Annotated in this window: 17 protein-coding genes; 1 reads left to right on the top strand and 16 read right to left on the bottom strand. The window is 70.1% G+C overall.

What is annotated here, in order from left to right; genetic code table 11:
* Positions 1-60: 60 nt before the first annotated feature.
* The 10 genes from lepB (ACZ7L5_RS36295) to proS all read right to left on the bottom strand — a co-directional run bounded on the left by lepB (ACZ7L5_RS36295) (position 61) and on the right by proS (position 8,059).
* Positions 61-1,029, bottom strand: coding sequence for a signal peptidase I (lepB, locus tag ACZ7L5_RS36295; RefSeq protein ID WP_471522376.1), 969 nt, complete (start codon positions 1,027-1,029; stop codon positions 61-63).
* Positions 917-2,008 (bottom strand): signal peptidase I, encoded by a 1,092-nt coding sequence (gene lepB, locus ACZ7L5_RS36290; protein ID WP_471522373.1) that lies wholly within the window; start codon positions 2,006-2,008, stop codon positions 917-919. The genes lepB (ACZ7L5_RS36295) and lepB (ACZ7L5_RS36290) overlap by 113 nt, the downstream gene beginning before the upstream one ends.
* Positions 2,001-2,717: a signal peptidase I gene (gene lepB, locus ACZ7L5_RS36285; RefSeq protein WP_362384156.1), complete on the bottom strand. Its 717-nt coding sequence runs from the start codon at positions 2,715-2,717 to the stop codon at positions 2,001-2,003. The genes lepB (ACZ7L5_RS36290) and lepB (ACZ7L5_RS36285) overlap by 8 nt, the downstream gene beginning before the upstream one ends.
* Before the next feature lie 60 nt (positions 2,718-2,777).
* Positions 2,778-3,128 (bottom strand): 50S ribosomal protein L19, encoded by a 351-nt coding sequence (rplS, locus tag ACZ7L5_RS36280; RefSeq protein WP_328422921.1) that lies wholly within the window; start codon positions 3,126-3,128, stop codon positions 2,778-2,780.
* A 134-nt stretch (positions 3,129-3,262) separates the two neighbouring features.
* The gene (trmD, locus tag ACZ7L5_RS36275) at positions 3,263-4,096 is read right to left on the bottom strand and encodes a tRNA (guanosine(37)-N1)-methyltransferase TrmD (protein ID WP_469407050.1); all 834 of its coding nucleotides are present in this window, start codon (positions 4,094-4,096) and stop codon (positions 3,263-3,265) included.
* Positions 4,096-4,647 (bottom strand): ribosome maturation factor RimM, encoded by a 552-nt coding sequence (gene rimM, locus ACZ7L5_RS36270; protein ID WP_471522370.1) that lies wholly within the window; start codon positions 4,645-4,647, stop codon positions 4,096-4,098. Before rimM ends, trmD begins: the two co-directional genes overlap by 1 nt.
* A gap of 126 nt (positions 4,648-4,773) precedes the next feature.
* The gene (locus ACZ7L5_RS36265) at positions 4,774-5,013 is read right to left on the bottom strand and encodes an RNA-binding protein (RefSeq protein WP_003973401.1); all 240 of its coding nucleotides are present in this window, start codon (positions 5,011-5,013) and stop codon (positions 4,774-4,776) included.
* Between the two features lie 2 nt (positions 5,014-5,015).
* Positions 5,016-5,435 carry a 30S ribosomal protein S16 gene (gene rpsP, locus ACZ7L5_RS36260; protein ID WP_328878942.1) on the bottom strand — a complete coding sequence of 140 codons (420 nt, stop codon included), beginning with the start codon at positions 5,433-5,435 and terminating at the stop codon, positions 5,016-5,018.
* A gap of 351 nt (positions 5,436-5,786) precedes the next feature.
* Positions 5,787-6,383: a hypothetical protein gene (locus ACZ7L5_RS36255; protein ID WP_328878943.1), complete on the bottom strand. Its 597-nt coding sequence runs from the start codon at positions 6,381-6,383 to the stop codon at positions 5,787-5,789.
* A 260-nt stretch (positions 6,384-6,643) separates the two neighbouring features.
* Positions 6,644-8,059: a proline--tRNA ligase gene (gene proS / locus ACZ7L5_RS36250; RefSeq protein WP_471522368.1), complete on the bottom strand. Its 1,416-nt coding sequence runs from the start codon at positions 8,057-8,059 to the stop codon at positions 6,644-6,646.
* A 197-nt stretch (positions 8,060-8,256) separates the two neighbouring features.
* On the opposite strand from proS, the gene ACZ7L5_RS36245 reads away from it, so the two are divergent.
* Positions 8,257-9,123 (top strand): type 1 periplasmic-binding domain-containing protein, encoded by an 867-nt coding sequence (locus tag ACZ7L5_RS36245; protein ID WP_363032430.1) that lies wholly within the window; start codon positions 8,257-8,259, stop codon positions 9,121-9,123.
* Between the two features lie 3 nt (positions 9,124-9,126).
* On the opposite strand, the gene ftsH is transcribed toward ACZ7L5_RS36245, so the two are convergent.
* The 6 genes from ftsH to nsdA all read right to left on the bottom strand — a co-directional run bounded on the left by ftsH (position 9,127) and on the right by nsdA (position 18,812).
* Complete coding sequence (gene ftsH / locus ACZ7L5_RS36240) at positions 9,127-11,058, bottom strand: ATP-dependent zinc metalloprotease FtsH (protein WP_471522366.1); 1,932 nt, start codon at positions 11,056-11,058, stop codon at positions 9,127-9,129.
* Positions 11,059-11,187: 129 nt separating this feature from the next.
* Complete coding sequence (ffh, locus tag ACZ7L5_RS36235; RefSeq protein ID WP_471522364.1) at positions 11,188-12,741, bottom strand: signal recognition particle protein; 1,554 nt, start codon at positions 12,739-12,741, stop codon at positions 11,188-11,190.
* An 84-nt stretch (positions 12,742-12,825) separates the two neighbouring features.
* The gene (locus ACZ7L5_RS36230; protein ID WP_471522362.1) at positions 12,826-15,273 is read right to left on the bottom strand and encodes a [protein-PII] uridylyltransferase; all 2,448 of its coding nucleotides are present in this window, start codon (positions 15,271-15,273) and stop codon (positions 12,826-12,828) included.
* A gap of 28 nt (positions 15,274-15,301) precedes the next feature.
* Positions 15,302-15,640 carry a P-II family nitrogen regulator gene (locus ACZ7L5_RS36225; protein ID WP_003997576.1) on the bottom strand — a complete coding sequence of 113 codons (339 nt, stop codon included), beginning with the start codon at positions 15,638-15,640 and terminating at the stop codon, positions 15,302-15,304.
* A complete protein-coding gene (locus tag ACZ7L5_RS36220; RefSeq protein ID WP_328878949.1) occupies positions 15,637-16,980 on the bottom strand; it encodes an ammonium transporter in 1,344 nt (447 codons plus the stop codon). Before ACZ7L5_RS36220 ends, ACZ7L5_RS36225 begins: the two co-directional genes overlap by 4 nt.
* A 338-nt stretch (positions 16,981-17,318) precedes the next feature.
* Positions 17,319-18,812, bottom strand: a complete 1,494-nt coding sequence (nsdA, locus tag ACZ7L5_RS36215; RefSeq protein WP_471522360.1) for a transcriptional repressor NsdA — start codon at positions 18,810-18,812, stop codon at positions 17,319-17,321.
* Between the last annotated feature and the right edge of the window lie 135 nt (positions 18,813-18,947).

Genomic DNA, 18,947 nt, shown 5'->3' with positions numbered 1-18,947 from the left:
GGCAAAGCTTTCCCAAGCTCTCCGCAGCGGGGGCCTCGGCCCAGGAAGGGCGTCAGGCGGTCAGCGGGTCTGCGTCGCCTTGATCCGCTGCCGGCGCCACAGCACCAGCGGCACCGCACCGGCGAGCGCAAGGCCCTGCGGGGCGACCGTCAGAGCGGCGGACCGGGCGCTCAAGTTCTGCTCGAAGGTGTCCGGAACCGGCAGGTTGTCCCAGCGGTTGATCGGCCAGGCGATCACGATGGCGCGGCCGACGACCTCGTCGACGGGGACCATGCCGTGGTTCTTGTCGGACTGGTTGTAACGCGAGTCCCGGGAGTTCTGCCGGTGGTCGCCCATGACCCAGATCTTGCCCTCGGGGACCTTGACCTTGAACTGGCCGCCCTGGTCGTCCTGGCTGCAGGGGGTGTTGCCCGGGTAGACGTACGGCTCGTTCAGCGCCTTGCCGTTGACCAGCAGCGGGCCGGTGCCCTCGCACTGGATCGTGTCGCCGCCGACGCCGACGACACGCTTGATGAGGTCCTTCTCCTCGGCGGACGGCATCAGGCCGATCCAGCTGAGGAAGGTCTGCAGCGCGTTGGGGTCGGGAGTGGGCTCACCCGCCAGCCACTGGTCGGGGTCGTGGAAGACGACGACCTCGCCGCGCTCGGGCTCGGAGCCGAACCAGGGGGTGAGCTTGTCGACCAGGACGCGGTCACCCTGCTGGAGGGTGTTCTGCATCGAGTCGGAGGGGATCGAGAACGCCTGCACCAGGAACGTCTTGATCAGCAGCGCGAGGACGAGCGCGATACCGATCAGGATGGGCAGCTCCTTCCAGAAGGAGCGCTGCTTCTTCGACTGGGGGGAAGCACCGCCCGACCCCTGACCGTCGGTCGGCGGCTGCCCGCCGGACCCTTCGCCGCCGCCGGCCGCTCCGGGGTCATTCCCGGAGGTCACGGCGCCGTCCGCGGCCGGGTCGGCTGCTCCCACGGGGCGTCCGCGGTGCTCCTCGCCGTCGTGCCCGGATCGTGCGCCAACCGCCACATCCCCCACGCCAACTCCTCACTCTGTGCCGCTGCCTGACCGAGAGACGGTGCAGGCCCACTACTCCCATAACGAGCGGGAGTTCCGCAGGGCTCGGGAGCTGAATCGTTCCGATCGATTCGTCGGAAGCAACCCTATGCGACTGCTGGGCGGCCGCGGTCGACCCGGTCGCCGCGTCGGACACCGATGCGTAAGTTTTAGGTTCCTCGAGTGAGTTCCAGTGGCCGAAGGGCCAGGCGATGACCATGGCCCGTCCCACGACCTCGGTCTCGGAGACCGTGCCGCCGTAGCCCTGGTTCTGGTGTACACGGGAGTCCGCGGAGTTGGCGCGGTGGTCACCCATCACCCACAGCCGGCCCTGCGGGACGGTGATGTCGAACTTCGAGTCGGAGGGGGCGTTGCCGGGGTAGAGATAGTCCTCGTTCAGGGGAACGCCGTTGACGGTGACTCGCCCTTGCGTGTCACAGCACTTGACGCGGTCGCCGCCGACGCCGACAACACGCTTGATGAGGTCCTTCTCGTCCTCGGAGGGCAGCAGGCCGATGAAGGTGAGCGCCTCCTTGACCTGCTTGATGACGACCGGGTCCTCCTTCTGCACCGTCGTCTGTTCGTCCTGGAGCCAGCCACCGGGGTCCTTGAAGACGACGACGTCCCCGCGCTGCGGCTCGGAGCCGAACCAGGGGGTGAGCTTGTCGACCAGGACGCGGTCGCCGATCTGGATCGTCTGCTCCATCGAGCCGGACGGGATCACGAAGGCCTGGACGAGGAAGGTCTTCAGGACCAGCGCTATGAGGACCGCGACGCCGACGAGGAGGGGTATCTCCTTGATCGCGGAGCGCCTGCGGCGGCGCTTGACCTTGCGCTGGAGCTTGCGCCGCTCCGCGCGCGTGCGACCGCCGGCGGGGCTGGCGGCGCGCCGGGAACCGGTGGGCAGGAGATTTTCGGCGGGGCTGCTCGGGACGCCGCGCGGTTTGCCACGGTTACCCATGCGCGCCCTCCGCTGCGGGCACGCGCGCGTAGGCGTCCGGACGGTCCAGGCGGGTCCAGTGGGCGGTCGGCCATACGATCCAGTCGACGCGGCCGATGACGTCGTCGAGCGGGATCATGCCGCCGCCGGGCGAACCTAGATGGTCGCGGGAGTCGCTGGACTCGCTGCGGTGGTCGCCGAGGACGAACAGGGTGCCGTCGGGCACGACGACGTCGAAGGGCACCGTGGACGGGCTGTCGCCGGGGTACAGGTACGTCGACTCGTCGACCGACCGGCCGTTCACCTGGATCCTCCCCTCCTTGTCGCAGCAGACCACGTGGTCTCCCCCCACACCCACAACGCGCTTGACGTAGTCCGCATCCCCGAAGTACCCAGTTCCGTCGAACACGACAACATCGCCGCGTCGCGGCTCGGCACCGAAACGGTACGCCAACTTATTTACGAGAACGCGGTCGCCGATCCTCAATCCGGACTCCATGGATCCGCTGGGAATCTCGAACGGCCGTAGCACGAACGTGTTGAGCAGCAGCAGAAAGACCAGGAAGACCAGCAGGGTCAGGCTGATCCGCCCGCCCGGAACCCACTCGGTGATCCGCGACACCAACGCGAAGCGCGACCGGCCCTCCTGTCCCTCGGTGTCCGAGATCGCCTCGGAGTCGGAAGGGCGGGAGGAGCGGTCGCGCTCCGTCGGCTGTGCTTCGGTGTCCATCGGGGCCAGATGTTATCCGGCCCCACTGAGGACCCCGCGGGGGCGAGCCCCCGAAAGCGCTCAGTTCTCGCGCTTCTCCTTGATCTTCGCCGCCTTGCCGCGCAGGTCACGCAGGTAGTACAGCTTGGCGCGACGCACGTCACCGCGGGTCACGAGCTCGATCTTCTCGACGATCGGGGTGTGCACCGGGAAGGTGCGCTCGACGCCGACGGAGAAGGAGACCTTGCGGACCGTGAAGGTCTCGCGAACGCCGGCGCCCTGGCGGCGGATCACAACGCCCTTGAACTGCTGCACACGGGAGCGGTTGCCCTCGATGACGCGGACGTGGACGTTGACGGTGTCGCCCGGGCGGAAGGCCGGGACGTCGCTGCGCAGCGACGCGGAGTCGACGGAGTCGAGCAGGTGAGACATTTCGTCTGCTTTCTTCGCCCATGCCACAGGTCATAGGCGGGAGATAGGTTCTTCGTGAGGATGCTGTTCGCGTCGGGGCGGGCGTCGTGTCCCCCTGTGGCAGGGGCGCATGCCGGACGGCGCACAACAGCGGCCTATTCTTCCATGCCCTCGGTCCTGCGCCAAAATCGGCCGAACCGCTCCCCCTCCGGGTCGGGCATCCAGCCCAGGATGGAGAGCATCTCACGGTCCTTCTTGTCGAAGGCCTTGGGGTCGCAACGCTCGATCAAGTCGGGCCGGTTGGCCGTCGTGCGCCTGAGTGCCTCGTCACGCCGCCAGCGGGCGATCTTGCCGTGGTGGCCGCTGAGCAGCACGTCGGGGATGTCCCGGCCGCGCCACTCGGGCGGCTTGGTGTAGACGGGGCCCTCCAGGAGGCTCGCCATAGCGCCGGGCGCGAAGGAGTCGTCCCGGTGGGACTCGGCGTTGCCCAGGACGCCGGGCAGCAGGCGTGCCACGGCTTCGGTGATGACCAGTACGGCCGCCTCGCCGCCGGCGAGGACGTAGTCCCCGATGGACACCTCGTGGACCGGCATACGGGTCGCGTACTCGTCGATCACCCGGCGGTCGATGCCCTCGTAGCGAGCCGGCGTGAAGATCAGCCAGGGCCGCTCGGAGAGTTCGACGGCGAGTTCCTGGGTGAAGGGGCGGCCGCTGGGGGTGGGGACGATCAGGGTGGGACCGCGGGAGCCCGTCTCGTAGCCGTCGGCCAGGACGGAGTCCAGGGCGTCACCCCAGGGGTCGGTCTTCATGACCATGCCGGGCCCGCCGCCGTACGGGGTGTCGTCGACCGTGTTGTGGCGGTCGTACGTCCAGGTACGCAGGTCGTGCACTTGGACGTTCAGCTGCCCACGCGCGCGTGCCTTGCCGACGAGGGAGACGTTCAGGGGCTCCAGGTACTCGGGGAAGATCGTGACGACGTCGAGCCGCATCAGCCCTCGGCCTCCGCATCGCGGGCCGAGGCGATCTCCGCGTTGTCGTCGATCAGGCCCGGCGGCGGGGTGATGACGGCGCGCTGCTCCTCCAGGTCGATCTCGGTGACGATCGCCTCGACGAAGGGGATCATCACCTCGCTCCCGTCGGGCCGCTCCACGATGAAGAGGTCCTGGGACGGCAAGTGCGAGATCTCGGTGATACGACCGACCTCGATGCCGTCCACGGTCACCACGTCCAGGTCCATGAGCTGGTGGTCGTAGTACTCGTCCTCCTCCTCGGGCAGCTCGTCCGGGTCGACCTCGGCGATGAGGAGGGTGTTGCGCAGCGCCTCGGCGGCGGTGCGGTCCTTGACCCCCTCGAAGCGCAGGAGGAGGCGGCCGCTGTGGACGCGGCCGGTCTCGATGGTGAGCGGCCCGGTGGCGGCCGGGTCGGTGGCCAGGACGGCGCCGGGGGCGAGCCGCAGTTCCGGCTCGTCGGTGCGAACCTCGACGGTGACCTCGCCCTTGATGCCGTGGGCGCGGCCGATCCGTGCGACTACCAGCTGCACTGTGCTTGCTCTCCTGTCATGCGACTGGCCGTACGACGCGTACGACGGCCATGAACCGCCCGTACGACTACGGGCCGGGGACGGCCCAGTGGCCCTCCCCGGCCCGAGCCGGTGCTGCGTTCGGCGTCAGCGGACGTGGTCCACGTCGACTAGGTCGACACGGACACCGCGGCCGCCGATGGCGCCCACGACGGTGCGCAGAGCGCGTGCGGTGCGGCCGTTGCGGCCGATCACCTTACCGAGGTCGTCGGGGTGGACCCGGACCTCCAGCACACGCCCGCGACGCAGGTTGCGCGAGGCGACCTGCACATCGTCCGGGTTGTCGACGATGCCCTTCACGAGGTGCTCGAGAGCCTCCTCGAGCATGCTCAGGCCTCGGCCGACGCGGACTCGGCGGCAGCCTCGTCCTTCTTCTCCGCCTTCTTCTTCTGGGTGATCGCCTCACCCTTGCCCTCGTCCTCGCCACTGAGGGCCTCGAACGTCGGGCGCGCCTTCTTCGGCTCGGCGACGAGCAGCGGAGCCGGGGCGGGCTCGCCCTTGAACTTCTGCCAGTCGCCGGTCTTCTTCAGAATGGCGAGGACGGGCTCGGTCGGCTGGGCGCCGACACCGAGCCAGTACGCCACGCGCTCGGCGTCGACCTCCATCACCGACGGGTTGTACGTCGGGTGGTACTTGCCGATCTCCTCGATCGCACGGCCGTCACGGCGGGTGCGGGAGTCGGCGACGACGATGCGGTAGTGAGGCGAACGGATCTTGCCCAGACGCTTCAGCTTGATCTTGACTGCCACGGGAGTGGGTTCTCCTGGATTTGACGTGGTTGGGCACGGCGAGATGGCCGCGTGGGGTTGCGGTACCCGAGTGCCCGATGGACGCGTCAGCCGGAGGCGAGAGGGTTCCTGTGCGGCTGTCGAGTACAGCTAGCCATTGTGCCACACCCTGCGGGGCGCTTTTGAGCCGAGGGGTGGAGCGGGTGCCCGGGCATGCCTGAAAGACACCCGGCGAAGGGGACTCCGTCGGGCCGGGGGTGCGCAGCCCGGCGCTCAGGGGTGCCGTCGACGCGACTGTGCGACGGCACCCCGGCGGTCGACGCCCCGTACTGAACCGGCAGCCACGAGATGCCGGTGTCCGACGAGACGTCGTTACGCCGCTCCGACCACCTCGGGGATCCGGAACGGCTTCCCGCAGCCGCCGCACACGATCGGTGCCTGCGCCAGCACCGAAGGGACGACCCGGACGTTACGGCCGCAGTCGCACACCGCCTTGACGCGGACGCCGCCCCCGGAGGAGCCGTGACGCGCGGCCGGGCCCCGGAAGGTCCTGCTCGTGTCGGCGGAGGTGGCCATCGTGTGGGCCTTCAGGGCGCGCTGCAGGCGTTCGATGGTCGGGCGGTAGCGGCGCTTGGCCTCGGGGTTGAGCGTGACCAGGGAGAAACCGCTGCTCGGGTGCGGCTCCTCGGGATGGTCCAGGCCCAGCTCCTCGGCGACGGCGAGGAATCTGCGGTTGTGGTAGCGGCCGGCACGGGAGGTGTCGCGGACGCCGCGCGCGGCGGCGATGCCATGGACTGCCTCGTGAAGCAGTCGCTCGAAGGAGAGCTCGTGACCGCAAGCGGACGACGACTCCCCGATCAGGGACTCTGGCGCGGCGAGATCCGGCAGCTCGGGGTGGTACCGCTGAATGTCGGCCCACGCCTGTGCCAGCTCTGCGGCGAGTACAGGTGGTGTCTGTGTCGTGCTCACGTAATGACAACGAGCCGGAGTGCCGCTGTGTTCCGATTCCGGGGCATCCCAAATAATTTGCACGTACCCGTCAGTTGCGAATGATGCGCCCGGACGAGGGCGGGTGCGCTGATCTGCGGAGAAGCCTCACAGCTCATACCAAGCCGGTGCGTAGTCTGACGTACGCCCCGGCGCGTACGCCCCGTCCACGCGCCGGTGCGGCTGTGGTCCGCGCATGCGCAAGAGGCGTTTCGGCCGCTCTCGTTCCACACGGCGTCGGCTCAGTATGCGCGCGCTACGACGGCGACGTTACCGGGTGCCTCATCGGCGTCCGGCACCGACCCGTCCTCGGCGACCAGACACCGTACGGTCACCGCGTGCTCGGCCAGCCTGGCCTCGCCTTCTTCGCCGAGCGTCGCCCAAGGGACGCGCGCCCAGCCGCCGGCGACGGCCGCCTCGACGGCCTCCCCGATCGTCGTCACGTCGGTGGTGCGTGACTCGCGGCGCTCGCGGGCCTGGGTCAGCAGCAGCGCCTGGTCCTCGTCGAGGACGGCGGGGAGCAGTCGTACGAGATCGTCGAGCGCGATCGGCGTCTTGCCGCCGGGGATGCGGCGGGCCAGCATCGCGGTGCCGTTCTCCAGGTCACGGGGCCCGACCTCGATGCGGACGGGCACGCCCTTGAGCTCCCAGTCGACCGCGCGACGGCCGAAGGGGGTGTCGGTTCGGTCGTCGACGTGGACGCGGATGCCGGCCGCCGTCAGCCGGTCGCCGATCTCGCGGACCTTGGCCAGAACCGCCTCGTCGCCCTTGATGGCGAGGACGACGGCCTGGATCTGCGCGAGGCGCGGCGGGACCCGCAGGCCGTTGTCGTCGCCGTGCATCATGACCAGGGCGCCGATCATGCGGGTGGTCGATCCCCAGGAGGTCTGCCAGACCAGTTCCTGGGTGCCGTCCTGCGACAGGTACGAGGTGTTGAAGGCCTTCGCGAAGTTCTGCCCCAGCTCATGGCTGGTGGCCATCTGCAGGGCCTTGCCGTCGCCCATCATGCCTTCGAGCGTGAGGGTGTTGACGGCGCCGGCGAAGCGCTCCTTGACGGTCTTGCGGCCGGGGACGACGTCCATCGCGAGGACGTTCACCATGAAGTCCTCGTAGACCGCGCGGTGGATGTGTGCGGCGAAGTCGCGGGCGTCCTGGTAGGTGGCGTGCGCGGTGTGGCCCTCCTGCCACAGGAACTCGGTCGTGCGCAGGAAGAGGCGCGGCCTGAGTTCCCAACGGACCACGTTCGCCCACTGGTTGATCAGCAGCGGCAGGTCGCGGTAGCTCTGCACCCACTTCGAGAAGTAGTCGTTGATGATCATCTCGGAGGTCGGGCGGACGACCGCCGGCTCCTCCAGCTCCTTGCCGCCGCCGTGCGTGACGACCGCGAGCTCCGGCGCGAAGCCCTCGACGTGGTCCGCCTCACGCGTGAGATACGACTGCGGGATGAGGAGGGGGAAGTACGCGTTCTGCGTGCCCGTCGCCTTGATCCGGGAGTCCATCTCGGCCTGCATCCGCTCCCACAGCCCGTATCCGTACGGGCGGATGACCATCGTGCCGCGCACCGGGCCGTTGTCGGCCAGCTCCGCCTTGGCGATCAGATCCTGGTACCAGCGCGGGAAGTCGTCCGCCCGTGGCGTGAGTACGGGTGCCTTTGCCATGGCGTGATGGTACGGGTCCACATTGCCGGAATGTGAATTCTGGCCACGAACGCTGGGATCTCACAAGCCGGGCTCCGCGACCCCTGGACGGAGCGTCGGGTGCGGAGTTTCCTGGCATACGGGGGGATGTGAGCGCATGTCACGGGGGCCACGAAATCAGGTACAGCGGCAACTCTCGTCGGATTGGGGCGCTTTAGATGACACCTACGCTCGTGCGGCAGCACCCACCTCATGCGGGCGCGACGCCCCGTGTGAACCCGAGTGCACGCGCGCGTGACTGGTCCGAGATCCAGGAGCGGATGCTGGTTCCGCTCTACGAGGCCGTCTACGAGCGAGTGGAAGTGGGCGCAAGGACCCGGCTGCTGGGCCTCGGCTGCGGCAGCGGGCTCGCCCTGCTGATGGCGGCGTCCAGAGGCGCGGCCGTCACCGGTGTCGAGTCCTCCTCCCACGAACGGCTGGCCCTCGCGCGGCAGCGGCTGCTGCCCGAGGCGTGGGGCACGCGCGCGCGTGGCGAGGCCCGGCTCGTGGACGGCTCGCCCGGGGACCTGGCCGACGCGGCGGACGCGCACACGCCCGCGTACACGCTGGTGACCGCGTTCGAGCCCATCGGGTGCCTGGCGGGTGACTCGGAGGGGCTCGGTGAGGCGCTCGCGGCGGTGACGCCGCTCGCCGAGCGGGGGGCGCCCGTGGTGCTCGCCGGCTGGGGCCCGCCGGAGCGCTGCGCCACGTCGTCCGTGCTGCGGGTGGCCACCAAGCTGGCCGATCCCCTGCGCAGTGCGGGCAGTTGGCGCCCTGCCCGGCGCGACGACCTGGAGGAGGTCGCCCAGCGCGCGGGCCTCAGGCCCGACGGTTCCGGCCGGGTGGCCTGCCCGTTCGGGTACGCCGACGTCGACAGTGCCGTACGGGGACTGCTGTCGACGGGACTGTTCGACGCGGCGGTCGCGGCGACCGACCAGGCCCAGGTGGACAAGGAGGTGACGGAGGCGCTGCATCCGCACCTGCGGCAGGACGGCACGGTATGGATGCCGAATGTCTTCCGGTACCTGATCGCCCGCGTGCCGTGAGCCCTACTGGGCGTCGTCCTTCTTCAGCCGCGTGATCCCCGCGATCCGGTACGCCGCGGCCTCCTCCAGCGTCTCGTTCTCCAGCAGCGCCTCGGCCAGGGCGTTCAACTGCCCGCGATGGTCCCGGAGTTTGCGGCAGGCCTCCTCGTAGCACTCGTCGACGATCCGGCGCATCTCGGAGTCGATCACGTCGAGGGTCTGCGGGGCTGCCGCGAGCCCGTACGCCTGCTGGGCGTCGCTGGGCAGGGCGGACAGCCGGCCCACGCGCTCGCTCATGCCCCAGCGGGCGACCATGGCGCGCGCGATGTTGCTGACCTGTTCGAGGTCGTTCTCCGCGCCCGTGGTGACGACCCCGTAGACCACCTGCTCCGCCGCCATGCCGCCCAGGGCGCCGATGATCCGCCCGCGCAGATAGCCCTCCGAGTGCGCGTACCGCTCCACCTCGGGGGTCGACATCGTCACCCCGAGCGCCCGCCCTCGGGGCACGATGGTGATCTTGCGTACGGGGTCGGCGCCCGGCTGCAGCATGCCGAGGAGGGCGTGTCCGCTCTCGTGGTACGCGGTGCGCCGGCGGTCCTCCTCGGGCATCACCAAGGTGCGCTCGGCGCCGAGCTGCACCTTCTCCAGGGCCTCGGACAGGTCCGGCTGGGTCACCTGGTCCTGCTTGCGCTTGACGGCGAGGAGCGCGGCCTCGTTGGCGAGGTTGGCCAGATCCGCGCCTGTCATGCCCGGGGTGGTGCGGGCCAGCTGGGTCAGGTCCACGTCCTCGGCGAGCGGGATCTCGCGGGTGTGGATGCGCAGGATGGCCTCGCGCCCGCCGCGGTCCGGCGGTGCGACGTTGACGACCCGGTCGAAGCGGCCGGGACGGGTCAGCGCGGGGTCCAGGATGTCGGCGCGGTTCGTCGCCGCGATGACGATCACGCCCTCGGAGCCGGAGAAGCCGTCCATCTCCGTGAGGATCTGGTTCAGCGTCTGCTCGCGCTCGTCGTGGCCGCTCACCGAGGCGCCGCCGCCCCGCATCCGTCCGATGGTGTCGATCTCGTCAATGAAGATGATCGACGGTGCGACCTTGCGGGCTTCGGCGAACAGTTCCCGGACGCGGGACGCGCCGACACCGACGATCATCTCGATGAACTCGGACGCGGAGGCGGAGAAGAACGGCACGTCCGCCTCGCCCGCCACCGCGCGCGCCAGCAGGGTCTTGCCGGTGCCGGGCGGGCCCGCGAGCAGCACGCCGCGTGGCATCTTCGCGCCCATCCTGCGGTAGGCGTCGGGGTGCTCAAGGAAGTCGACGACGTCGTCCAGCTCGCCCTTGACCTCGTCGATGCCGGCCACATCGGCGAAGGTCGTGCGCTCCTTGCCGGGCTGGAGCTCCACCGGTTTCGGCGGCGCCTTGCGGCCGAGCATGCCGCCCGCGCCGCCCAGGCCGGCGCCCATCCGCCGGGCGACGAAGATCCAGACCGCGAGCAGCAGGGCGATCGGGATCAAGGAGAACAGCAGGTTGGACAGGACGCCGCGCTCCCGCACTACCGGCTCGGCGGTCACCGTCACGTCGCGGCTGCTCAGGTCCTGCCAGAGGTCGTCGTCCGCGAAGGCAGGGCGCTGTGTCTTGAACTTGGTGTAGTCGCCGTCGCCGTCGGGATTGTCCCGGGCGCTCTTGAGCTCGCCCTGGATCGCGTCGCCCTTGGAGTAGATCTTGGAGACGTTACCGGCGTCGACCTGCCTGCTGAACTCCGTGTACGAGATGGTCGGCTCGTTGCCCCGGTCGAGATAGGTCAGTCCCACATAGGCGAGCAGGAAGACGATCACCGCGGTGAGGAGCAGGCCCCACCAGCGACCGCGCATCCGTCGGCCGCGGGGCCGCCCGGGCGGCTCGTCCGGCGTGCCCTCGGTGCGCCACGGCTGGTCAGGAGCCTTGCGCGGCGGCGTGCTCATATCTGGACGTTACGGCAGATACCGGGCCGTGGCATGCGCTGGGGGCGCCCCCCAAAGCGAGGGGCGCCCCCACTGACGCAAGCGACGGGATCGCCGTACGGGCTGAGACAGCCCTGACGGAACGAACCGTCAGCCCATGAACTTCTTGAACTCGTCCGGCAGCTCGAAGTCCTGCCCGCCCTGCTGGCCCGGCAGCCCGAGGGCGCCGCCGGCCTGAGCGGCGGCGGCCCGGCGGGCGGCCTCCTCCTGCTCCTGCTGCTTGCGCTTCATCGGGTTGCCGGAGCGCTGCTTGCCCTTGGCCTTCTTCGGCGCCTTCTTGGTGCGGCCGGGGCCGCCACCCATGCCCGGCATCCCCGGCATCCCGGGCATGCCGCCGCCCTGGGCCATGCGGGACATCATCTTGCGGGCCTCGAAGAACCGCTCGACGAGGTTCTTGACCGCGCTGACGTCGACACCGGAACCGCGGGCGATACGGGCGCGCCGCGAGCCGTTGATGATCGTCGGCTCCTGGCGCTCGCCCGGCGTCATCGACTTGATGATCGCGGCCGTGCGGTCGACGTCCCGCTCGTCGAGGTTGTTGATCTGGTCCTTGATCTGACCCATGCCCGGGAGCATGCCGAGCAGCTTGGAGATGGAGCCCATCTTCCTGACCTGCTCCATCTGGGCCAGGAAGTCGTCGAGGGTGAAGTCCTGGCCCTTCTTGGAGGCCAGCTTCTCGGCCATCTTCTGGGCTTCGGCCTGGTCGAAGGTCTTCTCCGCCTGCTCGATCAGGGTGAGCAGGTCACCCATGTCGAGGATGCGGGAGGCCATCCGGTCCGGGTGGAAGGCGTCGAACTCGTCGAGCTTCTCGCCGTTCGACGCGAACATGATCGGCTTGCCGGTGATCTGCCGGATCGACAGGGCCGCACCACCGCGGGCGTCACCGTCGAGCTTGGAGAGCACCACGCCGTCAAAGCCGACGCCGTCGCGGAAGGCCTCCGCGGTGTTGACCGCGTCCTGACCGATCATCGCGTCGACGACGAAGAGGATCTCGTCCGGCGACACCGCGTCCCGGATGTCGGCGGCCTGCTGCATCATCTCCTGGTCGATGCCCAGGCGGCCGGCGGTGTCCACGATCACGATGTCGTGGACCTTGGTCCTGGCGTGCTCGATGGAGTCCTTGGCGACCTTGACCGGGTCACCCACGCCGTTGCCCGGCTCGGGCGCGTAGACCGCGATGCCGGCGCGCTCGGCGACGACGCTGAGCTGGTTCACGGCGTTCGGGCGCTGGAGGTCACAGGCCACCAGCAGCGGCGAGTGGCCCTGCTCCTTCAGCCAGCGGCCGAGCTTGCCCGCAAGGGTGGTCTTACCGGCACCCTGCAGACCGGCCAGCATGATCACGGTGGGCGGCTGCTTCGCGAACCGCAGGCGACGGGTCTCCCCGCCCAGGATCGTGACGAGCTCGTCGTTGACGATCTTCAGAACCTGCTGGGCCGGGTTCAGCGCCTTGGAGACCTCGGCGCCGAGCGCACGCTCCTTGACGTTCTTGATGAACGTGCGGACGACGGGCAGCGCCACGTCCGCTTCGAGGAGGGCGATGCGGATCTCGCGCGCGGTCGCGTCGATGTCCGCCTCGGAGAGCCGTCCCTTGCCGCGCAGGTTCTTGAAAGTCGCTGAGAGGCGATCGGAAAGAGTATCGAACACGGCGCTCGCGGTCCTCGGGGTCGGTGGCGGCTGGCAATCGCCCTCCAGGGTATCCCGCCAGTGCAGGTTGCCGGGATCCCCCGTTCAGCCCCGCAACGTCTCCTCCAGCTTGCGGGCCACGGAGGCCGCCTCTTCCCTGGGCAGCGGCGCTCCCTCGGGGCCTGTGACATAGAACGCGTCGACGGCGTTGGCGCCCAGGGTGCTGACATGGGCACTGCGCACCCGCACGCTCGCGTCCTCCAGTGCCCTGCCGATCCGGAACAGCAGCCCGGGGGCGTCCTGGGCCCGTACCTCGATCACCGTGGCCAGCCGGGAGGCAGCCGGGTGCACGGACACCCTCGGTGGCGGCGCCACCACGCCCCGGCGGCGCGGATACGCCGCGTCCCGCTCGGCGAGACGGCCCGCGATGTCCAGTGAGCCGTCCAGGGCACGTACGAGGTCGGCGCGCAGCCGGGTGGCCTGCGGCAGGGAGCCGTACTCGGCGGCGACCCGCCAGTTCAGCAGCAGGACGGAGCCCTCGACGCCGTCCGGGAGATCCAGGGCACGCAGTTCCGCGGTGCGGACGGTCAGCCGGTGCATCGCCAGGACGCCGGCCACCGCGGGCAGCACGCCCGGCTGGTCCGGTACGGCGATCAGGAGCTCCACACCGAGCGGCTCGGGATCGCCGGCAGGCTGCCCCTCGGTCGGCGGCTCGGTCTGGGCGCGCAGCGCCAGCACCGGGCTGCCGGTGGCGATCGCCTCCAGGGAGAGCCGCTCCTGCTCCGCGGTCGGCGCGGCGGCCTCGGGCTCGGCGGGGTCGTCCCCGGCGAGTACGGCCGCGACCCGTTTCACCAGGTCGGCGACGAGGGATCCGCGCCACGACGACCAGGCCGCCGGACCGGTGGCCAGGGCGTCCGCCTCGGTCAGGGCGTGCAGCAGCTCAAGCGTGCCCTGCGAACCCACCGCCTCGGCGACCGAGCGCACGGTGACCGGGTCCTCCAGATCGCGCCGGGTGGCCGTGTCGACGAGGAGCAGGTGATGGCGTACGAGGGTGGAGAGCACGCTCACGTCGTCGCGGTCGAAGCCGATGCGTCCGGCCACGTCCTTGGCGATGATCTCGCCGGCCACCGAGTGGTCGCCGGGCCAGCCCTTGCCGATGTCGTGCAGCAGCGCGGCAACCAGGAGCAGGTCGGGGCGGTGGACGCGGCGGGTGAACTCGGAGGCGCGCACCGCGGTCTCGATCAGATGCCGGTCGACGGTCCAGATGTGCACGGCGTTGCGCTGCGGGCGGCAGCGGACCCGCTCCCAGTCGGGCAGCAGGCGGGTGATCAGCCCCTCGGCCTCCAGCGCCTCCCAGACGTCGACGGTGGGGCTCCCGGAGCCGAGCAGGGTGACCAGCTGCTCGCGCGCCTCGGCGGGCCAGGGCGTGGGCAGCGGGCGGGCGGCGGCCGCCATGCGGCGTACGGCATGCAGGGAGAGCGGGAGTCCGGCCTGCGCGGCGGCGGCCGCGGCGCGCAGCGGGAGCACGGGGTCGCGTTCGGGGCGAGCCGCGCGGGCGAGCACCACCTCGCCGTCCTGCTCGACCACGCCTTCGGCCAGCGGGGAGCGCTCGATGGTCGGCTTCCCGCCACCCAGCATGGCGCGCAGACGCGGCCGCACGGCGCGCGACCGCAAAACGCGCCCCACTTCACGCCAAGTGACATCACTCGCATACGAGATGACCCGCGCCGCCTCGTACACCTGCCGCAGCAGCGTGTCGGCGTCGAGCAGCCCGAGTTCGGCGGCGACCTGGTCCTGCTCCTGCAGGGCGAGCCGGTCGGTCGCGCGCCCGGTGGTCAGGTGCAGGGCGTCCCGCACGTCGAGCAGCCGGCGCCGGGCGTCGTCGAGGCCCTCGCGCGGGGCGTCGGCCAGCCAGGAGGCGGCGACGGCGCGCAGGATGGTGGCGTCCCGCAGGCCGCCGCGGGCTTCCTTGAGGTCGGGTTCCAGGAGGTACTGCAACTCGCCCTGGCGCTCGGCGCGTTCGGCGGAGAGCTCCTGGAGTTCGGGCAGTCGCTTGGGCGCCTGGTTGCGCCAGTCGGCCAGGACCGCCGTCCGCAGTCCGGCCGTGACGCCCAGGTCGCCCGCGATGTGCCGGGCGTCCAGCAGGCCCAGCTGGACCTTGAGGTCCTCGCCGGCCGTCCTGCGTGCCTCGGCCGGCGTGCGCACCGAGTGGTCGAGGGCCAGGCCGAGGTCCCAGACGGGGTACCAGATGCGGTCGGCCAGGGCGGCCACCGCCTTGCTGTCGCCGTCGTCGTGCAGCAGGAGCAGGTCCAGGTCGCTGCGCGGGGACAGCTCGCCGCGGCCGTATCCGCCGACGGCGATCAGGGAGACACCGCGCATCCCCTCGGCGCCGGCGGCGAACAGGCCGGTCAGCCAGTCGTCGGTCAGTTCCGCGAGGGCGGTACGGCGAGGGGGCCCGGACCGCGCCCCCTCGGTGAGGAGGCGCAGCCGGGCCGCCGCGTAGCCGCTGGGTCCCGAGTCCTCTGCATCCTTGCGAACGTCCGTGCCCGTCACCCAGCGACTCCTGTTCTGTTTCCCTGCGTCAGAGCGCGTCCGGGCCGCGCTCGCCGGTGCGGACCCGTACGGCCGTCTCGACCGGGAGGGACCAGACCTTGCCGTCACCGATCTTGCCGGTACGGGCGGCCTTGACGATGACGTCGATCAGCTGCTCGGCGTCGTCGTCCTCGGCCAGGACCTCGATGCGGATCTTCGGGACCAGGTCGACGGTGTACTCGGCACCGCGGTAGACCTCGGTGTGGCCCCGCTGACGACCGTAGCCGCTCGCCTCGGTGACCGTCAGGCCGTGCACGCCGAAGGCCTGGAGGGCTTCCTTGATCTCGTCGAGCCGGTGGGGCTTGACGACGGCGGTGATGAGCTTCATGCGTCCACCTTCTTGCTCGCTGCTGCCGCGACCGGGGCCGGGGAGGCGGTACGGGCGGCACCGCCGCCGGCACCGCTGAAGTCGTATGCAGTCTCGGCGTGCTCGGCCTGGTCGATGCCGGCGACCTCGTCGTCCTCGGGGACCCGCATTCCGATGGTCTTGTCGAGGATGAAGGCGAGGATCGCGGAGACGACCAGCGAGTAGGCCAGGACCGCGAAGACACCGGCGCACTGCTTCCAGAACTGGTCGAGGCCGCCGCCGTAGAAGAGACCCTTGACCTCGGACTGGCCCTTGCCGCTGGCGAAGAAGCCGATCAGCAGGGAGCCGACGACTCCGCCGACCAGGTGGACGCCGACCACGTCGAGCGAGTCGTCGTAGCCGAGCTTGTACTTCAGGCCCACGGCCATGGCGCACAGCAGACCGGCGATGGCGCCGACGGCGATCGCGCCGAGCGGGCTGACCGCGCCGCCGGCGGGAGTGATGGCGACCAGACCGGCGACCGCGCCGGAGGCGGCGCCCAGCGTGGTGAACGCGCCGTGGCGGATCTTCTCGTAGATCAGCCAGGCCAGCATGGCCGCGGCGGTGGCGACCTGCGTGTTGACGAACATCAGCGCGCCGACGCCGTCGTCGTTGCCGAGCCACGAGCCGGCGTTGAAGCCGAACCAGCCGAACCACAGCAGACCGGCGCCGAGCATGACCAGCGGGAGGCTGTGCGGACGCATCGGGTCCTTCTTGAAGCCGACGCGCTTGCCGATGACGAGGATCACGCCGAGTGCCGCGGCACCCGCGTTGATGTGGACCGCCGTACCACCGGCGAAGTCGATCACGCCCAGTTCGAAGGCCCAGCCGCCGGCGCCCCAGACCCAGTGCGCGACCGGGAAGTAGACGACGGTGGCCCACAGGGCGATGAACAGCGCCCACGCGGTGAACTTCACGCGGTCGGCCAGCGCACCGCTGATCAGGGCCGGCGTGATGATCGCGAACATCAGCTGGAAGACCAGGAAGACGAAGATCGGGATGGTGTAGCCGTCCCACAACTGCGTCAGGCCGATGTTGCTGAGGCCGACCCAGTCCGAATTCCAGCCGATGAGGCTGCCGGAGTCGGTGCCGAACGCCATGGAGAAGCCGTACAGCACCCACAGGATGGTGACGATCCCCAGGCTGATGAAGCTCATCATCAGCATGTTCAGGGTGCTCTTGACGCGGACCATGCCTCCGTAGAAGAAGGCCAGGCCGGGGGTCATGAGCATCACCAGGGCGGAACAGATGAGCATGAAGCCTGTGTTGGCGGACGACAGCGTGGGTGCGTCCGCCGCAAGCGTGATGGCGGCTGATGCCATCGGCGTCTCCTCGTCGATTGGTACGGCCCCGTGCGGGCGAAGCCTGAGCGGAATGAGGGGTGGGCCGGTTATGCGCCATGAGATTGGCGCAGCGCCGTTTCGGTGGAAGCCCCTCGTTGTTTCGCCGCCGTGACGAAGGCGCCTTGCGTGTTACGCGTCGATGAACTGCCGGATCTCCGGCTGCCGGATCGTTATCGTGGCGCAACCTTCACTGAAGGAAGAAAAGGCCGGCCGCGGGCGGCCTTCCGATGACCTGGCATGGGGGAGCCGAGTCGGGCAGTTCGGGAGGGCCGGCCGCGGCCGGGGTTCTGGGGTTTGTGCGGGATCGCCCGCGGTCGTCAGACCGCCTCCGCGGTCTCCGGCAGCTCGACCGCGAGCTTGTCCGTCAGGTCCACGACCTCGGCGAGATCCCCGAAGTCGCGTACGGCCGTGTAGACCGTCTTTCGAATACGAGTGTTGACGCGTTCGGAGCGCACCTTCTTGGCGACCTGCATGGCGTGCTCGGCGTAGACCGTGCTCTGCTCGGGCTCGCGCCGCAGCAGATGCACCGTGGCCATGCCGATCAGGTTCAGCGCGTACGACCGCTGGTGCTCACCGTCCTTCGCGAACAGGTCCACGGCCTGCTGCATGACCGGCTCGGCCAGCGAGGCGTACGTCGGGCTGCGCCCGGCGACATAGGCGAGGTCGCGGTAGGAGTGGGAGTTCTCGCCGTACAGCTCGGCCTCGGAGAAGAAGCGGATCCAGTCGGGGTCCGGCTCGTCCCACTCGTCGGCCTCTGAGAAGGTGTCCTCGGCCATCCGGACCGCCCGCTTGCACTTGCCGGGCTGCCCCATGTTGGCGTAGGCGCGGGCCTCCATCGCATACAGCATCGACTGGGTGCGCGGACTGGCGCAGTCCCGGCTGCCGTACTGCGCGAGGTGGACCAGCTCCAGGGCGTCGTCGGGCCGGCCGAGGTGGATCATCTGGCGGCTCATGCTGGAGAGGATGTACGAGCCGAGCGGCCGGTCGCCGGCCTCCTTGGCGGCGTGCAGCGCGAGCACGAAGTACTTCTGCGCGGTGGGCTGGAGCCCCACGTCGTACGACATCCAGCCGGCCAGCTCCGCCAGCTCGGCGGCGACCTTGAACAGCTTCCTGGTGGTGGACTCCGGCTGGGGCTCCTGGAGCAGGTCGGTCACCTCGTGCAGCTGCCCCACGACCGCCTTGCGGCGCAGGCCGCCGCCGCACTGGGCGTCCCACTGGCGAAACATCACGGTGGTGGACTCCAGCAGGTCCAGCTCGGGCTTGGACAGCCGGCCACGCGCGCGTGAGGACGGGACGGGCCGGGACTCCTGGTGCCCGGCGGACGGCGCGGGGACCAGCCAGCGCTGCATCGGCTCGATGAGGGCCGGGCCCGCAGCCAGGGCCAGCGAGCTCCCGAGGAAGCCGCGCCGCGCCAGCATCAGGTCGCTGCGCGAGAACTCGCTGAGCAGGGCCACCGTCTGCGGACCCGTCCAGGGCAGGTCGACACCGGACACGGAGGGTGACTGGCGAGCGGCGCGCAGACCGAGGTCCTCGACGGAGACGACGCAGCCGAACCGCTCGGAGAACAGCTCGGACAGGATCCGCGGGATCGGCTCGCGGGGGTTCTCACCGTCGAGCCAGCGGCGTACGCGCGAGGTGTCGGTCGAGATGTGGTTGGCACCCAACTGGCGTGCGCGGCGGTTCACTTGGCGGGCCAGTTCGCCCTTTGACCAGCCGCTGCGCACGAACCAGGACGCGAGCAGCTCGTTCGGGCGCTTGTCAGCGTGCGCTGCGCCACCGGCGCTCGTACCGCTTCCGCTGTTGCCGCTCACTGGAACGCCCCCATCCCTTGGACCACTTGTCACCGAGTGCGCCAAGCCCTATCAGAATGCCGGTAAATACGGTCTCCCGTCCGGCAGTTGTCACCCTTCGAACGGAAAGCCGACTTGCCCCCGGCATACCCACGA

The sequence above is a fragment of the Streptomyces sp. NPDC107528 genome (assembly GCF_055639295.1).
This window is presented reverse-complemented; position numbering and strand designations above follow the sequence as displayed.

Coding starts and splice junctions, on each gene's coding strand:
- lepB (WP_471522373.1), bottom strand. CDS start 2,008: ATGGGTAACCGTGGCAAACCGCGCGGCGTCCCGAGCAGCCCCGCCGAA.
- lepB (WP_362384156.1), bottom strand. CDS start 2,717: ATGGACACCGAAGCACAGCCGACGGAGCGCGACCGCTCCTCCCGCCCT.
- rplS (WP_328422921.1), bottom strand. CDS start 3,128: ATGTCTCACCTGCTCGACTCCGTCGACTCCGCGTCGCTGCGCAGCGAC.
- trmD (WP_469407050.1), bottom strand. CDS start 4,096: ATGCGGCTCGACGTCGTCACGATCTTCCCCGAGTACCTGGAGCCCCTG.
- ACZ7L5_RS36265 (WP_003973401.1), bottom strand. CDS start 5,013: ATGCTCGAGGAGGCTCTCGAGCACCTCGTGAAGGGCATCGTCGACAAC.
- proS (WP_471522368.1), bottom strand. CDS start 8,059: ATGGCAAAGGCACCCGTACTCACGCCACGGGCGGACGACTTCCCGCGC.
- ACZ7L5_RS36245 (WP_363032430.1), top strand. CDS start 8,257: ATGACACCTACGCTCGTGCGGCAGCACCCACCTCATGCGGGCGCGACG.
- ftsH (WP_471522366.1), bottom strand. CDS start 11,058: ATGAGCACGCCGCCGCGCAAGGCTCCTGACCAGCCGTGGCGCACCGAG.
- ACZ7L5_RS36225 (WP_003997576.1), bottom strand. CDS start 15,640: ATGAAGCTCATCACCGCCGTCGTCAAGCCCCACCGGCTCGACGAGATC.
- ACZ7L5_RS36220 (WP_328878949.1), bottom strand. CDS start 16,980: ATGGCATCAGCCGCCATCACGCTTGCGGCGGACGCACCCACGCTGTCG.